This is a genomic window from Acinetobacter sp. YH12254, from assembly GCF_013417415.1.
In the GTDB taxonomy this organism is placed as follows: Bacteria; Pseudomonadota; Gammaproteobacteria; order Pseudomonadales; family Moraxellaceae; genus Acinetobacter; species Acinetobacter pseudolwoffii.
The window spans coordinates 257657-276520 of sequence record NZ_VPEB01000001.1 but is presented as its reverse complement, the minus strand read 5'-3'; the positions used below and the strand labels follow the sequence as shown (position 1 = coordinate 276520).

Sequence of the window (18864 nt, the reverse complement as noted above, 5' to 3'; positions counted from 1 at the left end):
GTTATCCTCAAAGTTATCCACAGGATAATTTCATGTTTAATCTATACATATTTTATAAAACAGTAAAATCATGCTGATTTTTTCTGCTCAAAATAGCCCAATATTTGATCCAGTTTTTCTATGAATTCAGAGTCCGGTTGCCAATGATAAGCTCCTTGCTGCGCCTGTCCATTCATCCCGCGCAAATACAGATAGGTTGCGCCGCCCAGATGCTGTGTGATCGAATAAGTCTGCATATTGGCACTCAGGTACCGATGCAGCGCCACCAGATACAGAGCGGCCTGCAACCAGTAACTGGACTGGCTCATATTCTGCTGAATCGCCTCAGCACTATAGTGCTGCTGATCAGGTCCGAGGAAGTTACTTTTATAATCGGCAATATGGTAGCGCTGGCCATCGAAATACACCAGATCGATGGAACCGGTCAGATATCGCGCCGATTTGGCCTCATTAAAATCGCTCATGACCATGTCATGTTCGAGAAAAAGCTGATGGATTTGCCGAATCTGCAAAGGGGCATCGGTCAAAGACAGATAAAAAGGGAATTCTGACAGATACTGTTTAGCCTCCAGCTGTGCCAACGCAAAATCTGCCTGGATCGGAGTGGCCAGAATTTCATGTACCCAGTCATGCATCAGGTTCAGCAAAATATCTTCTGTAATTTCGTCCAGCAATCCCTCAAAAGCAGTCTGGAAAAGACTGTCCACATCCAGCGATTCAGTGCTTGTAGAGCGTGCGAGTTGGGCTACTTCCTGTTCAAAAAACTGGATAAAGCTGTCATCATCCAGCTCGGTGAAATAACGCTCAAACTGGCTTAAAAAAACCACCAAGGCTGATCGGTCTTGCTGTGCCGATTGAAATAACTGTCGCCATTGTTGACGATAAGCTTCGCTCTGATCATGCAGGCGAATGCCACTCAGCAATTTATAGTTCAGGCTGGACAAAACGCGTTGTATACTCTGTTGCAACTCATCTGCTTTGAAATTTGCCTGCGCTGCGGCTTGAAACAGGGTACGCAGATTCACCGCTGCGGCCTGATAATGCGGCGCAAAGGTCTGCTCCAGCACAGTACGCAACTGGAAGGCCTGTTCAAATTTTTCTTTCAGTTCTTGCCAGATTTGCGGTGCAGTATTTTTAAAACGACGGCGAATTTCCAGATTCCAGTAACTGCTGTCCTGAAAATTGATATGTTCAAAAATACTGTGCAAGAAAGTCCCGGCCACCGTACCTTTGGGGAAATTCAGCTTGATCCAGTCCAACGGTGTGACAGCCGGCTGATCTGCTAAAGCATTCAGATTGATTTCATCCGCTGCACTATCCGGGTGTTCCTGTGCATTGACCAGATCATCCTGCAAAACTGGCGCATGTGACTGGTGTTGCGACAATGCGGTAAAACTGGTTTTGGTGCGTGGATAGAACTGTCGCTCTGGCAAAGGTTGCGCCAGCATGTCGATCTTATGATGGTGTGACTGCTCGACCAGACGTGCCGGTTCCTGAGACAGCGGCTGCTCGACCAGAGATAAAGCATGTTCGAAGATGGCATCGCCCTGGCCACGCCAGAACGCCAAGCCCGAATCGGATTGTGCAGCGTGGTCTTGTAACATGGCATACACCCGATGACTGGCACGGGTCAGCGCCACATACCAAAGCCGGTGATTTTCCGCTGCATTACGCGCTGCATTCTGTAAAATCGCCTGCTCGTGCAAATGCTTATGATTGACTGCAATCACCCGGGATTGTTCTAAAATACTTTCAGACAGTGTGCCACTTAATGAAAAGTTCAAGTTGCCTTTATTTACATCAAAAGCAGCATCTGCGCCCAATAAAAATACCACTTTAAATTCCAGCCCTTTAGAGGCATGGATGGTCATCAGCTGTACCCCATGATCACCAGACAGCTTGCGTTCTTTTTCACTGTCTTTGCCTGAAGGGGACTGTAACTGACGCAAATACCAGTGATAGAGTTTTTGGGCACCCTGATAATATTCACTTTGCTGGCTCAGAATTTCAGTCAGATGACGCAAATTCACAACCACCCGTTCATTATCCAGACTTTGACTGGCCACCAGATGAGTCCAGACCTGAAACAGGTTTAAGGCATAATTCCATGCCGTGAGAAAACCTTTTTCGAACCACATTTCCCGAATTGCATCCAGATCGGCAATATAGCGACTGAGCCCTTCACTCTGCGCCTGTAACTCAATCAGTTTTTTCAGGTTGAAGCCCAGCAGGCGGGTCAGTAAGGCACGTTTGACCTTGGATTCATTAAAAGGATCCATGATTGCAGTCAAGACGGCCGCGACATCCTGCGCAATAGCACTGGCAAAAACACTTTGTTTGGACTCTTTATAACAAGGAATACCCATACGCTGTAGGCGCTGCTTGACCTGTTCCAGGGCAAAATGTCCAAACCCCAGTACTGCAATATCATCGGCTTTCAGGCTTTGAATACTGTTCTGCTGCTGAAAATATAACTGCTGTTGAGCAGACTGATTGAGGAGTGCACGGATTTTCCAGGCCACCTGATCGGCTTCTACATCCGACTCACCTAACTGAATCCAGCGTAAGGGCTGCGGATTGCAGACAGCGCTATCGATGAGATCCGGATGTGGCCGACTACCGGCCTGAATCAGGGTGTACTGCACCTGTTCACCAAAATCCATCTGGCATTGAAATAAAGCATCGACCACTTCGACCAGCGCTTTGACCGAACGATGGTTCTGCATCAGGGTATATTCGCGGCCCTGCTTCTGCCGCACGTCAGCATGTGCCTTGTTATAGGTCAGCATGTCGCCACCACGGAAACCATAAATCGCCTGTTTCGGATCGCCGACCATAATCATGCAGCCGGATTGAACCCGGCTGGCATCCCGCCAGATCTTGGCCAGCAGGTCATCCTGATCCTGATTGGTGTCCTGAAATTCATCCACCAGAATCAGCGGATAACGTGCCTGTACAAACTGGGCAAAGCGCTGACCCTGCTGTCCTTGCAGTGCTTCCGCCAGTGTGCGGATTTGCTGGGAAAAAGTCGTTTCACCCTGCTGTTGCAGGGTTTGTGGCAAACGAGTCTGCACACTTTGAATAATATGAAATTCCAGATAGGTCGTGAGCTGCTTCAACTGCTCATCCAGATCCTGTTTGACCTCACACAGTACATCAATTGCCACGATCAGGCTGTGTTGCAAAATCAGCTGCTGCTCCGCTTCCGGACAGCTCTTGTTAAAAACCTGAGTGGTCGGCTGGAAATCAGTTTTTTTACGGCGTAAATGGCACAGATTCAGTAAAATCGGTTGCAATTCTGCATCAAAGAAACTCATGCCACCCTGAGTTTGCAGGGCTGCACTCCAGGTCATAAAGTTTTCACAAACGTCGGTTAACTTGGTCAAAAAACTCTTGTGAAAATACTTCGGACTTTCCTGACAATAGCGCCGCATGACTTCGAGATCATGCTCATGAATATTCAATAATTGGGTAATACAGGCTTCTAATTTACCTAAATCACATTCAGCCGGCTCGACCTTCTGGAATTGCTGCTTGCTAAAATTCAGGGCATCCCGAACCAGCCCGGTATAATGCTCGACCGGTTTCAGCAGATTCTGCACATACAAATGATTGACCATATATTGGGGCTGCTGCTGAATCCAGTCACGCAGCACATCATGAATCAGTTGCTGGATATATAAATCCTGATCTTCGGTCAGTTCTGCACGTTCAATCTTGCCACTTTCAAAAGCAAATTCACGTAACAGTTTCTGGCTAAAGCTGTCCAGCGTCCCGACAAACAGTTCATCCAGCTGGTTCAGTACCAGACGCAAGCGGCGACGGGCATAGTCCATCCGTGTGCCATAATCTTTCAATACCTGCTGAAATAAAGGATCAGTTTCGCTCTGAATCTTCGCTGCAATTTCCACAGAATTGAGCTGCTGATGACGCTGGATATAGGCCAAAGTTTCTTCGACCCGCAGCCGTACCCGGTTTTTCAGTTCGGCCGTTGCCTTGCGGGTGAAGGTGGTTGCAATCACCTGATGCGGATAATACTGATCCAGAAAAATCCGCACCATCAAACTGGATAAAGTATAGGTCTTGCCGGTGCCTGCCGAGGCCTCAATCCAGTGTAAGCCCCGGAACGTCATGTCCTGAATCGGATTGGTAGAAATGGCTTTTTGCATCTGCTGCTTTAACACGGTCATATTGCTATTTCACCCATTCCAGATGTTGGTGAATCGGCGCATACAGAGCATGGGCGAAATCATGACAGCAGCGCTGCAAGGCCAGATCCGGGTCCTGATCCTGCAAAATAAACTGCCAGTCCTGATGCAACAGGCTGGATTCATCCGAAGCCAAAGGCTTGGCACTTTCATAGCTATTATTCCAGGCTTTTAGCAGTTCCGGCATTTCCACAATGGTCATTTTGCCCTGTTCATTTTCGGCCCACTGCCACTCTTTTTTCATCAACAATTCCGCTGGCAACACCAGCGGCTGCTGTTGACCAATTTCCCAGGCTTTGAACCAGAACTGTAAATATTCTCGCGCTTTAGTTGAACTCAAGCCGGAAAATTTCAGGGTCTTATTACTGAAAATCACAATACGTTCCAGTTCTGGTGAGCGTGCATCATCATTTAAGTAAGCCAGCCATAACAGATATTCCAGCCAGATCTGGGCACGGCGTTTTTCCGAGGCCGAAGAGGATTGCAGACTTAACCAGTAACTGCTGTGCGAGGCTTGTGGTACGCTGATATGAATGATCAGTTCAGGACTAAATTGCAAGGATTGCTGGGTCACCGGCGTCAGTTCTTTGCCGAGCTGTAGCAAACGTTCTTGCAACAACTGCTGTTCCTGCTGACTGCTGAGCCAGGTGGCTTGCTGGGTTTTGCCTACTGGCAAACGGTCTAGCATCAAGCTCGGCTCAATCTGCTGATCTTGTTGTAATAGAAAATCCCGCACCTGATATTGTTCCAGCTTGTTTAATAACAAGGGCTCACGGGAACTCGGCAAATCTGCATAGCGAATTGTGGAAATTCCGACACTTTTCAGAAATAAACGCGCCGGGAAAATCATGTCCCGAATCCACTCATCGCCTTTTAGCACCCGCAGTTCTTTTTGTTCAACTGCCGGATAATGCGCATTGATCCAGCTGCTGCGCTTGCCTTCGGCGCTGCGGATATATTCTGCCACCGCAAACCACTGATCCCGATAACGCGGTGTTTGCACATCTGCAAATCCGGCTGGATCAAAAGGCTGCAAGGGATGTACATGATAAAGCTGCTGGATATGTTTAGCCACTGACAGACCATTGATTTCCACCACAGAATCGACCTCGGCATCCGGCTGTTCCGACTGACAGATGAATGCGATATGCTGAATCAGTTCCTGCAAGGCAGTGGATGGATCGCGAGCCTCGCCATCGTCCAGATCAAAGCCATTATAAAACAGCCATAAATTATCCTGCGCCAATAGCAAGGCATCCAGAAAAGCACCCTGCTCATCATCCAGACGCGAACGATCACCGAGTTGCGGCTTCAGGCTGCGCATCAAATCAAACGGCACCTGCTGATTCCGGCTCGGAAACTTACCACTATCCAGATTTAGCATCACCACCAGCTGATAAGGGAGCGGCCGGATCTGGCCAATCTGGCTAAAAGTGATCTGTCCGGTTGGTTCAGCCTGATCCAGCTGCATTTCTAGCGTATTCTGAATTTCTTCCAGCACATAAGGCAAAGGCAAACTCAGTGCCACCAGCTCCTGACTGGCATGTGAATCATCCTGCTCATGATAATCGGCCAGGGTCAGCATCCGCATCTGCTTGTCGATAATCTCGGCCACAGTTTTGAGCGATTCCACCCCGGCATCACGAAATTCATTCAGATCGGCGCGCAAATATTTCAGCCAGGTTTTCACCGGCGTGCGCTGTCCGGTCTCATGCAAAGTCAGCCAGTCACGGCGCTGCACCAGATCCTGATAAATCTGGATCAGGGTTGAAATCAACGGGAAATCACTGGTCAGAACCTTGGCATAACTCAAGGTATCCTCAAACATTGTATGTTCAGGAATGGCCAGGCCCAAAGCCAGACGGTCTAGCGCGAATTTAAAACTAAAACGGTAATCATCATCGCCTACGCTCAGGCTTTGCTGTAAATGCTGCTGGTCCAGACCGCGCTTGAAGCCAGCCTCCGTCAGCAACTGCAACATCCGTTCTACCTGACTATAGTCCAGAGCATAACGTTGCTGGGTGGCATTCAGGCTGAGCCAGTCGGCAAAGTCCTCAATACTGAAACGGCGACGTACCCACTGGATCCGGCCCAGTACCGCGCGCCAGGCATTGCTAACATCCAGACGCGACACCCCGGCAATCTGGATCGGTAAATACAGGTTATCTTTCTGCAACCGTTGGCTGCCGATCTCACGCTCACGTGGTGGCGGGGCAAAGACACTGCGAATCGCCGGTTCCAGTTCTTTCAGATTCGGACTCAGCACCAGAATGTCGCTCGGTTGCCGTGGCTGCTGTTCCGTGCCTTGTGCCAGCCAGTGAATGAGCTGTTCTTTGAGTACTTCCAGCTGACGCAACGAGGAATGACAGACATGAATCTGCACCGAATCATCGGCCGGACTTAAAGCATATTGATGCTGTTCAGGTTCGAGTAAATATAAAATATCTGACTGGATTTTTGCCAGCAGCTTGTCCTGATAGTCATCGACAAAAACATCGGCCCAGAGACCTTCTTCTCCCGAAGACAGTTTGGAGAGTAAAGAGAAATGATCCCGCGCCTGCTTGCCAAATCGGGTCAACAGCGGATGCCGCGATTCACGATCTTCGGCATTAAAGTTAAGCTGCTTGATTCGAAATTCTTTCAGTTCAGCATCATTCGGTTTACGTTGGCGAGTTTTTTCAAAGCGCTGAATAAAGCGCTCTTCGCGCTGTAAATCAAATCTGGCTTTCCAGTCCGGATCGACACTGTCGGCCCAGTATTCCTGCGAGGGGTTAAAATGAAAGATATAAATGTCTATGTATTGCCCTAGACGGCGTAAAAAATCCAGCTGGCTGGGCGGAAGTTCCAGCAGGCTAAATACCACTATCTGTGCCGGCAAGCGTTTCAGGGCTTCGCTTCGGGTTTCCGGATTCTCCAGCCGTTCCCAATACAGGCGCTCAATCTCCAGAATTTTGGCATAATCATCCTGAAATACATGCTGCCACAACCAGCGTTGCCAGGCTTCCAGCTCACGCGCCTGAATTTTGACGAAATCGGCCACCTGCATTTCGTGACCATTTTCATCTTTGGGACTATAAATCATCTGCTCGATATCCAGCGCAATATCCTGTCCCCAGGCCTCTAGCCAGTTGGTCGGGCAGCTGCAGCTTTGCGGTGGACAGTTACGTGCACAATAACCGCGATAATCCATATAATGGCTGAACAGGCGCGATACCTGCTCGGCCACCCAGTACAGCATGCTCTGTTTTTTCAGCTGTTTTTCCGTGCCCTGCTCCAGCCGGTCGGCACTGTCGTAAATCCGCTTTACAATTGAATACAGCGGATGATCGACGTCTAAGGGAATATGTTCTGGCAGAATACATTTACGCAGTGCCTGAAACACGCGCCATTTGATGATAATACGCGGAATATTGGCTTCTCGAACCTGTTCGACTTCTTTAGGCGCATTCAGCACCCACTGATAAGACGTCCACTGAAAGGCACGAATCCGGTGATGGAACTGGCTATTGGCACTGATGCCTTTCTTCTCGGCAATTTTTTGAGTCAACCAGCTTTCTACGGCCGGAGACGGCACAATAAAATGCCGGGGCTGTAACACTTCAAACGGATGCCGGGCAGTTTGATTGACAATACGCAGCATACTATCCAAAAGCACATCAATGCGTTGACTCTGAATAACATGGATTGCCATCGTTTCCCCTGAACTGCTGAACTAGTTTTACTACAAAATGATAAAGATTAGTTACTATACATCTCGAGCGCTGTATGACACTTTAAAATCACACTTCAGTCGAAAAATTTCTTTGAAAAAAGCATCTTAATGATGCTTTCATAGAAAAAAACAACATAGAGCTTAGGTAGTGCCCATGAAATTAGATAAAATTCCTGAACGTATCGATCCAAGCTTAGATTTGGAACAAATTCGTGCCGAGTGCCTGGAACTCACCAAAAAACGTGCCTACTATTCTGCGGGTGCCGCCATTATTCCAGTGCCGTTTATGGATGTCGTCATTGACATCGGCATCTTGTCGCAATTGATTCCCGAGATCAATGCCCGCTTCGGACTGGCGCCTGATCAGATCAGTGTCTATGATCCCAAAACCCGTCAGGTGCACTGGAATGAGCTGCGTAAACGCGGCGTAGAATTTTCTGGTCTGGTGGTCGCGCGAACTGCTGTCAAAAAATCTTTGAACAATGTTGCAGCGAAAGTGATCACAAAGCAAGTGACAAAATTCATTCCCCTGGGTGGTCAATTGATTGCCGCCAGTCTGGGCTATTTTGTCATGAAAAAAATTGCCGAAGCCCATGTCGAGGAATGCTACCGTGCGGCTAAAAATATCCAGCAAAAACAGGTCGCTCAAGGTTAAGCACATTTGAGCTCAATATTTTAAACAGCTGAGCCCGTGCTACTTCAGGCAGATTATTCTGCCTGAAGCTGTTTTAAAATGGCCTTTAACACCTCGACCCGTGCGGTATTTTTATCATCGGTCGCAATAATATGCCAAGGCGCATAATCGGTCGAGCTACGTTCAAACATGTCGGCTGCCGCTTTCAGATAATCCTCCCAACGTTCCCGGTTACGCCAGTCATCCTCAGTAATTTTAAAACGCTTATGCGGTGTATCTTCGCGTGCCTTGAAACGTGCGGCCTGTTCATCTTTGGAAATGGCCAGCCACAGTTTGATCACCACGGTTTGATGCTTGACCAGACTTTGCTCAAAACGGTTAATTTCCGCATACGCACGTTGCCATTCTGCGGCACTGGCAAAACCTTCTATCCGCTCTACCAGCACCCGCCCATACCAGGAACGGTCAAAAATACAGATATCATCATCGCTTTGCAGTTTGGTCCAGAAGCGCCATAAATAGGGACGGCTCAGCTCATATTTTTCTGGTGCGGCAATGGTATGAATTTCATATTCACGCGGATCCAGTTTTTTCACAATGCGCTTGATCGCGCCGCCCTTTCCAGCAGCATCCATGCCCTCAAACAGAATCACCACATTCCGCGGATCGGACCGCATCGCCTTGGCCACCTTAGCTGTTAATTTTTTCAGCTCCGGCTTGTAATCCTCTGCCTTGGCTCGAGTTTCGGCAGGATGTTTTAACAGTTCGGGAATCTTGGCCTGTTTCCATCGTCCACTGGCTCTGGCCGGATGATTGGGGCAATGCTTGAGAGCACCCAGAATATGCTGGGCAAATTGCTGGTCACGCTGCTGTTCATCTTCACCCTCAATAATGAACCAGTCTTCGGTAAAATGCTGACGCAAGCGCTGCAAGGTGTCGTACTGTTTTCTGTCGCGCCAGTCCAGACCATGCAGCTGATGCCAGTGCGCTTCACTCGGATCCATGGCATCCAGCCGTTTTTGCAGGGCTTTCCAGGACAGGTCAAACCAGACCTTGACCACATCGACATGATTATTTTTCAGGTCCTGTTCAAAGGCTTGCATCTCTTGCAGATAATGATTGAACTGTGCATTAGTGATCGGATCTGAAGCTTGCATAGCCCTGCTCAGCAGGTCGCTGTACCAGTTGCCAAACAAGACCATGATCTGTCCTTCGGCCGGAATAAAGCGCGCATAAGGCTGCCACAAAGTCTGTTTAGGCCCGGCCACTTGCGGTGCATCTGCTTTCACGCGCAAATAGCGCGGATCGACCCATTCACGCAGTTGCTTGACCGCTTCACCCTTACCGGCCAGCTCAATCCCGTTGACCAGAATCAACAGGCTTTTGGCATTTTTCTGGCCGCGTGTTTTTTTTAAATCATATTGAGCATCAATCAGCTCGACCGATAACTGATCTTCATCCATTAACTGAAATTGTGGTTGTTCCATGCGTATCTTCAACCCTGATGTTTTATTCTGTTTGCAGTATAACGATGAGTTTTGGCGCAAAAATAGCTCTGGCAACGTTTTTCACACGATTAAATTGGCTATTTAAACAACAGATTGACAGACAAATGCCCGATCTCTGTTCAATTTGTCATAGCAGGATTGCCCGGCAGCCTCTAAGATTCTTGCATTCTCAAACTATAATTGAAATCTCATGTCCAAACTTGCCGTTCTCGATGATCTGTTAGCGCATTATTATCAGCTGAGCTATCATACCCAACCGGACATTCTGAGCCGTTTACAGGATGTACAGGCCTGGCAGAAAGTTCGCATGCAGCGAACTCATCGCGCGCATTTTGCGGAAAAACCCAATCAGTTGATGGCCGAATATTTCCTGAACCGTCTCTATGGTGGTGCCGAATTTGATGCACTGGCAGCACAGATTGCCCGGCTGATGAAATATGCCCATAAAGCAGAAAAAGTGATTCCTGAAAATGCCATCAAAACCGGGACATTGGGTGTAGAACTGGCGATTCTAGCGGTACAGCTGGATGAGCAGGTCGCGATTCAGTTATTACAGGATTATCATCCGCATGAAACACTGACCGATGAGATGATGCGCCTGACCTATCTCAAACTGGATCAGGGTCAGGCACGGTTAAAACAACTGGCCTTGCTGGATCAGCTCGGTATGAGTCTGGATAAATACATGCGCTCCTTCGTGGTCTATGCGGCCTTCAAGATGTGTAAAGGCGCGGCCAATAAATATAACTTTCAAGTGATGTATGCGTTTATGCAGGATGGTTTCCTGGCCATGAAGCCGCTGAAATCGGCAGAAAAATTTGTCCGTGAATTTACCGCAACCGAACGCCAGATTATTGAGAAAGTGCATTCTGGCGATGCGTTGCCATTTCAATAAATAGCAGCGCAGTATTTCTGCCAAGCACACATTTTTCTGTATATTATTCATAACAATTGCATCATGATTGCTGAATAAGCCTTTAGAATCTGTCATGATGCAGACAATGCAAGATTAACCCGATTGATATGTTAGGAGTGACTCCAATGTCGAATGAAAATACAACGCCTACCCCTACCCCTGAGTCGGCACAACAGACAGACAAAGTGAGCCCATTCTTAACTGAACCTCTTCCACAAGGTACGCCGCAAGGTCAGCAACAATCCCTCGAACAACGCCTGACTGATACGCCAGTCACAGGCTCGGTGCCGAAATATAACCTGCCACGCGGTGCCAATACCGGCAACGTGGGTTCAACCACACATTTTGGTTATCAAACCGTAAACAGCGAAGAAAAGGCCCAGAAAGTGGCTGAAGTGTTCCATTCGGTGGCCAGCAAATACGACATCATGAATGACCTGATGTCTTTCGGGATTCACCGTCTGTGGAAACGTTTTGCAATCAATATGTCCGGTGTACGCCGTGGCCAGCAGGTGCTGGATATTGCCGGCGGTACCGGTGACCTGGCCAAAGTGTTTAGCCGTGAAGTGGGCCCGACCGGTCATGTGGTGCTGTCTGATATTAACGAATCGATGCTGAATGTCGGTCGTGACCGTCTGATCGATGCCGGCTGTACCAATGTCGATTTCGTACTGGCCAATGCTGAAACCTTAGAACCATTTGCAGACAACAGTTTTGATCTTTTGACGATTTCTTTCGGTCTGCGTAACGTGACTGATAAAGATGCCGCACTTGCATCGATGTATCGCGTACTCAAGCCAGGTGGTCGTTTACTGGTGCTGGAATTCTCTAAACCGGTATTTGAGCCATTCTCTAAGCTTTACGATCTGTACTCATTCACAGCCTTGCCAATCATGGGTAAAATCATTGCCAATGATTCTGAAAGCTATAAATATCTGGCTGAATCGATTCGTATGCATCCAGACCAGCGCACCTTAAAAGGCATGATGGAAAATGCCGGCTTCCAGAATTGTGACTATCACAACCTGACTGGCGGGATTGTTGCAGTTCACCGCGGTTTTAAACTTTAAGGTTCATTCCCTATGTGGTCAATTCTGGCACTCGGTGCTGTTGAACGCGTGATTCACCATGTCATTGATCTGGATGCGATTACCCGCATCCAGTTAAATGCCTTGTCTGGTAAAATGCTGCGGGTGGTGATTGCTTCGCCGCAGCTTTCGGTCGATGTGTTTTTTGATAAAGACAAGCTTCGTCTGGAGCCGACCGCGACTGGTCATAGTGAAGCATCTTCAATCTTTGAACAGCGTCCATTTGATGCTGGCTCATCTACAGTCACCGAAGCGACTGCAACCTTGCAGGTCAGCAATGTGGTGGAATTACTCAAGCTGCTGCTGTCCGATGAAGTCGGCAATATTCCACTGCAAGGTGACTACAAGTTATTGCAGGAAATCCAGCGCATCATGCAACAGGCCGAGCTGGATCTGGCGGCGCATTTAAGCCCCTGGATTGGCCCTGCACTGGCACATGAAATTGGCAAATTGCAACTGCTCCCTCAGCAACTGAAACGCACGTTGCAAAGCCAGCTGTTCTTTGCCGAAGATGCCCTAAAAGAAGACAGCGGTCTGTTTGCCCCACGCTGGCAAATGGATGACCTGAATCAGGACACCCGGATCCTGAATCAAAATCTAGATCGGGTTGAAGCGAAAATCCAGCAGCTTCATACCCAGATCGATGCTTCAAATCACTCTACTCAAGACTAGGTACGCCGCTTTATGATTCCGCATGTTTCACGTTTACTCGAACTTTGGCGCATCGCCGCGCACTATCGACTCGACACGTTGTTTCCTGCGGAAGAATTACCAGAAAAAGCCCGGCATATTCTGTCTCTGATCCGCATGCATCCGGCGGCCTGGTCCAGTCGTGAACGTAAAAACCCGCTCAAGCTAAAACTGGCTTTAGAGGAAATGGGTCCGCTGGCCATTAAAATGGGTCAGTTACTCTCTACACGTCGCGACCTGATTGCACCTGAACTGTTACAGCAACTGGTCTTGCTCCAAGATCAGGTCAAGCCCTTTGACAATGACGTGGCCAAGATGCGCATCCAGGAATCACTGAAAGCCGATGTGAATACCCTGTTTGCCCGTTTTGACACCCAGCCTCTGGCTGCTGCCTCGATTGCACAGGTTCATACCGCTGCCCTGCATGATGGCCGTGAAGTGGTGGTCAAGGTGACCCGTCCGAATATTCGCCAGCAGATTTTGCAGGATTTTGAAATTCTGCAATGGCTGGGGGACTTTCTGGAAAAACGTCTCGAAGCAGCGCGTGCCTTACATTTATCTGAAATCATTCAGGATTACCGCCAGATCATTTTAAATGAGCTGGACCTGACCCTGGAAGCGGACAATACCCGCCGCATGCGCCACCACTTTACCGGCTCGAGCATGATGTACGTGCCGGAAGTGTATATGGACAGCAAAGATGTGCTGGTGGCTGAGCGCATTACCGGAGTACCGATTTCAGATATCGCGACCTTTGACCGACTCGGCATGGATCGTGCCGATCTGGCGCGTAAAGGCCTGACCATCTTCTTTACCCAGGTATTCCGCGATAACTTCTTCCATGCCGACATGCATCCGGGCAATGTCTTTGTCGAAACCATCAATCCGAGCAATCCGCGCTTTATTGCGCTGGACTGCGCGATTATGGGTGAGCTGTCCAAACACGACCAGATGACCGTAGCACGCATGCTGCTGGCGGTCATGAACAGCGACTTCATGCAACTGATTCAGGTGGTGCATCAAGCTGGCTGGATTCCACCGGGTACCGATCAGGATGCTTTGGCTCGTGAAATGCGCCGCAGTGTCGGGCCGATGGTCTCTAAACCAATGCATGAGCTGGATTTTGCCGGTATTTTGATTGAAGTGATGGACATTGCCCGTCGTTTCCATCTGGAAATTCCACCGCAACTGATGCTGCTACTCAAAACACTAGTGCATGTCGAAGGCTTGGGAACCGACCTGTATCCGGAACTGGATATCTGGAGTCTGGCCAAACCGATCCTGACGGACTGGATCAAGGCACAAATGAATCCGCAGAAAAACCTGAAAGAACTGGGACAAAAAATTCCGGATTTGCTATTAGGGGCACAGGATCTACCAACCTTGATGATTGATAGCCTGAACGGTCTGAAAAACCAGTCAGCCTGGCATGCCAAACAGCTCAATGAACTGCAAAGCATGCGCCTGCAAATGGAACTTCAGCAAAAACGTAGCTGGATGTTTGGCAGTATCATGGCCATTCTGCTGTCGATTGCGATTATTTCACCATGGTTTGTGTCGGTGCTTCTGATTGTGCTAGCGAGTGTTCTTGCCGTCTGGCGAATTGCGAAATAATTTTTTAAATAGCCTGATTCGTCAGGCTTTTTTATGCTTAAATTATTGAAAAAATAAAACAAGAATATCCAAATGAAATATAGTTTTTTATGGGCACTGTATCGCCAGAATAGACAAAAAACCTTTCTCACTGCACTACTTTACAGCTTCCCAACATGGATAGATATTTTTTTCTATATCAACCAAACAGCCCATTGGCTGGCATGGTCCTCTGCTGCCAATACCACATTCTACCTCCTGATTCATAGTGACTATTTCTGGCTCATTGTCAGCTTTAACCTGCTTCCGTTGTTATTTCTATTCTGTCTACGACAAACACAGCTAATACTAGCTTTAAAAATATGGATAGGTATTGCAGGTAGTTTCTTTCTAATTCATGCTTTTTACTGGCCAAGCTATCCTATAACCACGCTTTTGATTATTTCATTTAATCTACCTTTTTTAAATTTACGCAATAAAGAATTCATGCACACTTACATCAACCCGATGCCATGACTCTCAAGTCACCTTAGGACATATCTTGCCATTGGGTCTAAAGACGCATCGATTAAAATAAGCACACACTTGGCTGGTATGGGTTGAATCATGGTACAGATTTTACAAAAACGGGCGCCTGCGCTGACGATTCGTGCTGGCCATCTGGCACGTGAGCTGATTCTGCAACAAGGATTACAACCTGAACAGGTCGATATTATCCCCGGTGCTGCAGGTGGCCCAAAAGGAATCGGGATTCAGGGTCTGGATCAGGCAATTTTTGGCGAGTTTTTCCCACGTGCCCCACAACGGCGTACTCTCGTTGGTTCCTCGATTGGTAGCTGGCGTTTTGCCAGTATGGCTGCACATGGGGCTCAACAGGGAACCGAGCGTTTAGCTGAGCTGTATACCAACCTTTATTTCCATAAAAAAATGACCCGCCAGGAGGTCAGCGAAGTTTGCCGCGGCATGCTACTCGACCTGGTACAAGGCAAGGAAAATGATCTGGTCAATCATCCGGATTATCATCTCGCTGTGATTTCAATTAAAGCCAAGCACATTTTCCAGAGTGACAAAGCGCTGCCTTTACTGGCTTCTGTAGCCGGAATCGTCGGAACGACTGCTGTTGCACGTAAACACAGCCGTCATTTTATGCAGCGTGTGATTAGCCAGCCGAATATGGGGGAACAATTTCAAATCGCGGAAGATGGATTTACTACACATTATCATGCCCTGACCGAGCAGAGTGTATTGTCCTGGCTGATGGCCTCGGCGTCGATTCCCGGGGTAATGGCAGCGGTGAACAATATTCCGGATGCACCGCAGGGTTATTACCGCGATGGTGGCCTGATTGACTATCACATTGACCTGCCCTTTCAGAGCAAAGGCATTGTGCTCTATCCACATTTTACTGACAGCATTACCCCCGGCTGGTTTGACAAGTTATTTAAACGTACCTCAAATCCGGAAAATCAGGCACGCACCTTGTTGCTTTCTCCATCGCAGGACTATCTGCAAAGTTTGCCTTTAGGCCGCTTACCGGATCGTAAGGATTTTACCCTGAAGGGCCTAGATCAGGCAGAGCGGATCAAATTATGGAAAGCCTGTATTGCTGAAAGTCAGCGTTTAGGCGATGAATTTTTGGAACTGGTCGAGAAGCAAAATTTTGCTGAGGTCATGAAAGGCTTGTAATTGACCGAGAGTGCCCGATTATTTGTATAATTGCCTTCATTTTGTGAACTGTTGAGATTTATGCAGAAGTTTTTAGTGGTCCTGCAATACCTGTGTCTGGCCTTTGCCGTCTATCTGACTTATAGCGTGAGCATGTCGCTGTATAACCAAGATTTTGTCCTGATGGAGCTGGTCGCTGATATTGGTACGATTCTGATCTGTATTGACTTGGGCGTGTTTTTATTTAGCAGTAAAACCAAAGCAGGCATTACCATGGAAGAATATGCCAAACGACTGGAACAGCCACCGTCGAAACTGGTTTATGTGACACGAAAAATGGGGCATCTGGGTATTTTGCTGATTATTACCAGCTGGATTGTACCGATGATCAATTCATAAAAATCAGATATAAAAAAACCTCCCGATGGGAGGTTTTCTTTTAGCAATTAAAGATTACTTTGAACCTTTAATCCCTGCTTGTAATAACAATGCGCCTAAACCACCAATTTTTTGCTCTTGTGGTTTAGCCACTTGAGGTTTCTTGCCCTGAGGACGCTCACCTTGCGGACGCGCTTGCTGTGGACGTTTGCCTTGAGGCTTACGCTCACCGCGCTGTTCATTGTTTTCACGACGTGGCTGACGTGGTGCTTTTGCCGGCGCTTCAGAACCTTCAGGACGCATCGATAAGTTCACACGATTACGTTCAGCATCCACATTCAAGACCCGCACTTGCACGATTTGACCCGGTTTCACCACTTTATGCGGATCCGCGACAAATTCATTGGCAAGTTCAGAAATATGTACCAAACCGTCTTGATGCACACCGACATCGACAAATGCACCGAAGTTAGTGACATTGGTCACCACACCTTCAAGCTGCATGCCTTCAGACAATTGCGCAACTTCAGTAATGTCATCACGGAACTTCGCCGTACGGAATTCTGGACGCGGGTCACGACCCGGTTTTTCCAGTTCGCTTAAAACATCTTTGATAGTTGGCAGACCGAACTTCTCATCTGCAAATTCTTCAGCATTGACCTGACGAATGATTTCAGTATTGCCAATGATATCTTTCACTGTCGTCGCTTTCGCTTCAACAATTTTAGATACAAGTGCATAAGATTCTGGATGCACTGCAGATGCATCTAATGGCTCAGAACCATCTTGAATACGCAAGAAGCCTGCTGCCTGCTCAAAAGTACGCTCGCCTAAACGTGGCACTTTCTTCAAGGACTGGCGATTATCAAAACGGCCATTTTCCTTACGGAATTCCACAATTTGCTGTGCAATCGATTTATTCAGACCTGCGATATAACCCAAAATCGCCGCAGATGCCGTGTTGACATCGACACCCACCGAGTTCACACAGTCCTCTACCACTGCTTCAAGGGTTTTCGCCAGACCAGTCTGATTCACATCATGTTGATACTGACCCACACCAATCGATTTCGGATCGATTTTTACCAGCTCAGCCAATGGATCCTGTAAACGGCGTGCAATTGACACTGCACCACGAATCGACACATCCAGCTCTGGCAGTTCTTGTGATGCCAGTTCTGATGCTGAATATACCGAGGCACCTGCTTCAGACACAGATACACGCGTCAGTTTAAGATCGCTGTTCGCAGCCATCATTTCAGCCACTAAAGCTTCAGTTTCACGGCTTGCCGTCCCATTACCCACTGCAATCAGGTCAACATTGAACTCGCGGCATAAACGTGCCAGTTCAGCCAATGAACCTGCTTTATCATCTTTGGGTGCAAATGGATAAATCGTGCTGTGCGCCAGCACATCACCCGATGCATTCACCACAGCCAGTTTCACACCGGTACGGATACCCGGGTCAACGCCCAGAGTGGTGCGCGCGCCTGCAGGAGCAGAAAGCAGTAAATGACGCAAGTTTTCAGCAAATACGTTCATGGCTTCTGTTTCAGCAGCCAGACGTTTTTCAGTCAGCAATGAATGTTCAATGCTTGGACGCACTTTGCCAAGCCAGAACAGTTTTGCGGTTTGCTTCAAGAAATCCTGACGTGCTTGCGGCTGAATCGTGTCTAAATTGTATTCAGTCTCAATGCGTGCCAATGGTGCAGCATCTTCGCCATCCACTTTCAGGCCCAGAACGTTTTCTTGACGGCCACGCAGCATCGCCAATAAACGATGTGAAGGCACTTTGTTCAGGTTTTCAGAGAAATCGAAATAATCACGGAATTTTTTACCGACTTCTTTCTTTTCTTCAGAAGCAACCAAACTTCTCAGCACTGCAGTTTTGGCAAAAGTGGCTTTCAGTTCAGTGGTCAGCGCGATATTTTGTGCCCAGTCATCAATCAGGATGTGCTGGATCGCATCAAGCTGGCTTTCAGTATCTGGATAATCGTCATGGCTAAAACCGGCCAATGCGTCGCTTGGATCTACCGCTTCAGCAAAAATTTTCTCAGCGATTGGGCCTAAACCGGCTTCCTTGGCCTTAAATGATTTACTGGTACGTTTTGGACGGTACGGTGCGTAAATTTCTTCTAATGCATTTTTGGTTTCAGCTGCATTCACACGCGCCAACAAATCATCAGACAATTTATCTTGTTCTTTGAGTGATTCAATCACCTTGTCACGGCGCTCATACAAATCACGCAAGTATGATAGACGCGTATCGAGTTGACGTAATTGCGTATCGTCTAAGCCTTGCGTTACTTCTTTACGGTAACGTGCAATAAAAGGAACACTGGCACCTTCATCAATAAGCTTGATGGCAGCTTCAACTTGGTTTGGACGTACGGCAAGTTCTTTTGCCAACTGCTGAACTAAGTCAGTCATCGTGTTTGATCCCACAAGGATAAGTACTAAATGGCATGATTA

12 protein-coding genes are annotated in these 18864 nt (G+C 47.9%); 8 read left to right on the top strand and 4 right to left on the bottom strand.

The window, feature by feature from the left end:
- Positions 1-68: 68 nt before the first annotated feature.
- On the bottom strand, positions 69-4190 hold the full coding sequence (locus tag FTV29_RS01245) for a UvrD-helicase domain-containing protein (RefSeq protein WP_159138687.1): 4122 nt from the start codon (positions 4188-4190) through the stop codon (positions 69-71).
- A 4-nt stretch (positions 4191-4194) separates the two neighbouring features.
- A complete protein-coding gene (locus FTV29_RS01240; RefSeq protein WP_159138686.1) occupies positions 4195-7899 on the bottom strand; it encodes an exodeoxyribonuclease V subunit gamma in 3705 nt (1234 codons plus the stop codon).
- A 175-nt stretch (positions 7900-8074) separates the two neighbouring features.
- Between FTV29_RS01240 and FTV29_RS01235 the strand changes: the two genes are divergently transcribed.
- Positions 8075-8575 (top strand): hypothetical protein, encoded by a 501-nt coding sequence (locus tag FTV29_RS01235; RefSeq protein ID WP_005095328.1) that lies wholly within the window; start codon positions 8075-8077, stop codon positions 8573-8575.
- Between the two features lie 53 nt (positions 8576-8628).
- Here the strand turns inward: FTV29_RS01235 and FTV29_RS01230 are convergent, their stop codons facing one another.
- Positions 8629-10047, bottom strand: coding sequence for a phosphate--AMP phosphotransferase (locus tag FTV29_RS01230; protein WP_159138701.1), 1419 nt, complete (start codon positions 10045-10047; stop codon positions 8629-8631).
- A 205-nt stretch (positions 10048-10252) separates the two neighbouring features.
- Here FTV29_RS01230 and FTV29_RS01225 point away from each other — a divergent pair, with 205 nt between their 5' ends.
- The 7 genes from FTV29_RS01225 to FTV29_RS01195 all read left to right on the top strand — a co-directional run bounded on the left by FTV29_RS01225 (position 10253) and on the right by FTV29_RS01195 (position 16413).
- Positions 10253-10957, top strand: coding sequence for a hypothetical protein (locus FTV29_RS01225; RefSeq protein WP_100329316.1), 705 nt, complete (start codon positions 10253-10255; stop codon positions 10955-10957).
- Positions 10958-11103: 146 nt separating this feature from the next.
- Positions 11104-12048 carry a bifunctional demethylmenaquinone methyltransferase/2-methoxy-6-polyprenyl-1,4-benzoquinol methylase UbiE gene (ubiE, locus tag FTV29_RS01220; protein ID WP_005095322.1) on the top strand — a complete coding sequence of 315 codons (945 nt, stop codon included), beginning with the start codon at positions 11104-11106 and terminating at the stop codon, positions 12046-12048.
- 12 nt (positions 12049-12060) lie between these two features.
- Positions 12061-12738, top strand: coding sequence for an SCP2 domain-containing protein (locus FTV29_RS01215; protein ID WP_159138685.1), 678 nt, complete (start codon positions 12061-12063; stop codon positions 12736-12738).
- Between the two features lie 12 nt (positions 12739-12750).
- Complete coding sequence (locus FTV29_RS01210; protein WP_005095319.1) at positions 12751-14370, top strand: AarF/ABC1/UbiB kinase family protein; 1620 nt, start codon at positions 12751-12753, stop codon at positions 14368-14370.
- Between the two features lie 72 nt (positions 14371-14442).
- Positions 14443-14865: a hypothetical protein gene (locus tag FTV29_RS01205; RefSeq protein WP_159138684.1), complete on the top strand. Its 423-nt coding sequence runs from the start codon at positions 14443-14445 to the stop codon at positions 14863-14865.
- Positions 14866-14955: 90 nt separating this feature from the next.
- Entirely contained in the window at positions 14956-16035 is a 1080-nt protein-coding gene (locus FTV29_RS01200) for a patatin-like phospholipase family protein (protein ID WP_159138683.1), read from the top strand.
- 60 nt (positions 16036-16095) lie between these two features.
- Positions 16096-16413, top strand: a complete 318-nt coding sequence (locus FTV29_RS01195; RefSeq protein ID WP_005095313.1) for a hypothetical protein — start codon at positions 16096-16098, stop codon at positions 16411-16413.
- Between the two features lie 54 nt (positions 16414-16467).
- On the opposite strand, the gene FTV29_RS01190 is transcribed toward FTV29_RS01195, so the two are convergent.
- Positions 16468-18822: a Tex family protein gene (locus FTV29_RS01190; RefSeq protein ID WP_180074972.1), complete on the bottom strand. Its 2355-nt coding sequence runs from the start codon at positions 18820-18822 to the stop codon at positions 16468-16470.
- Positions 18823-18864: the final 42 nt, after the last annotated feature.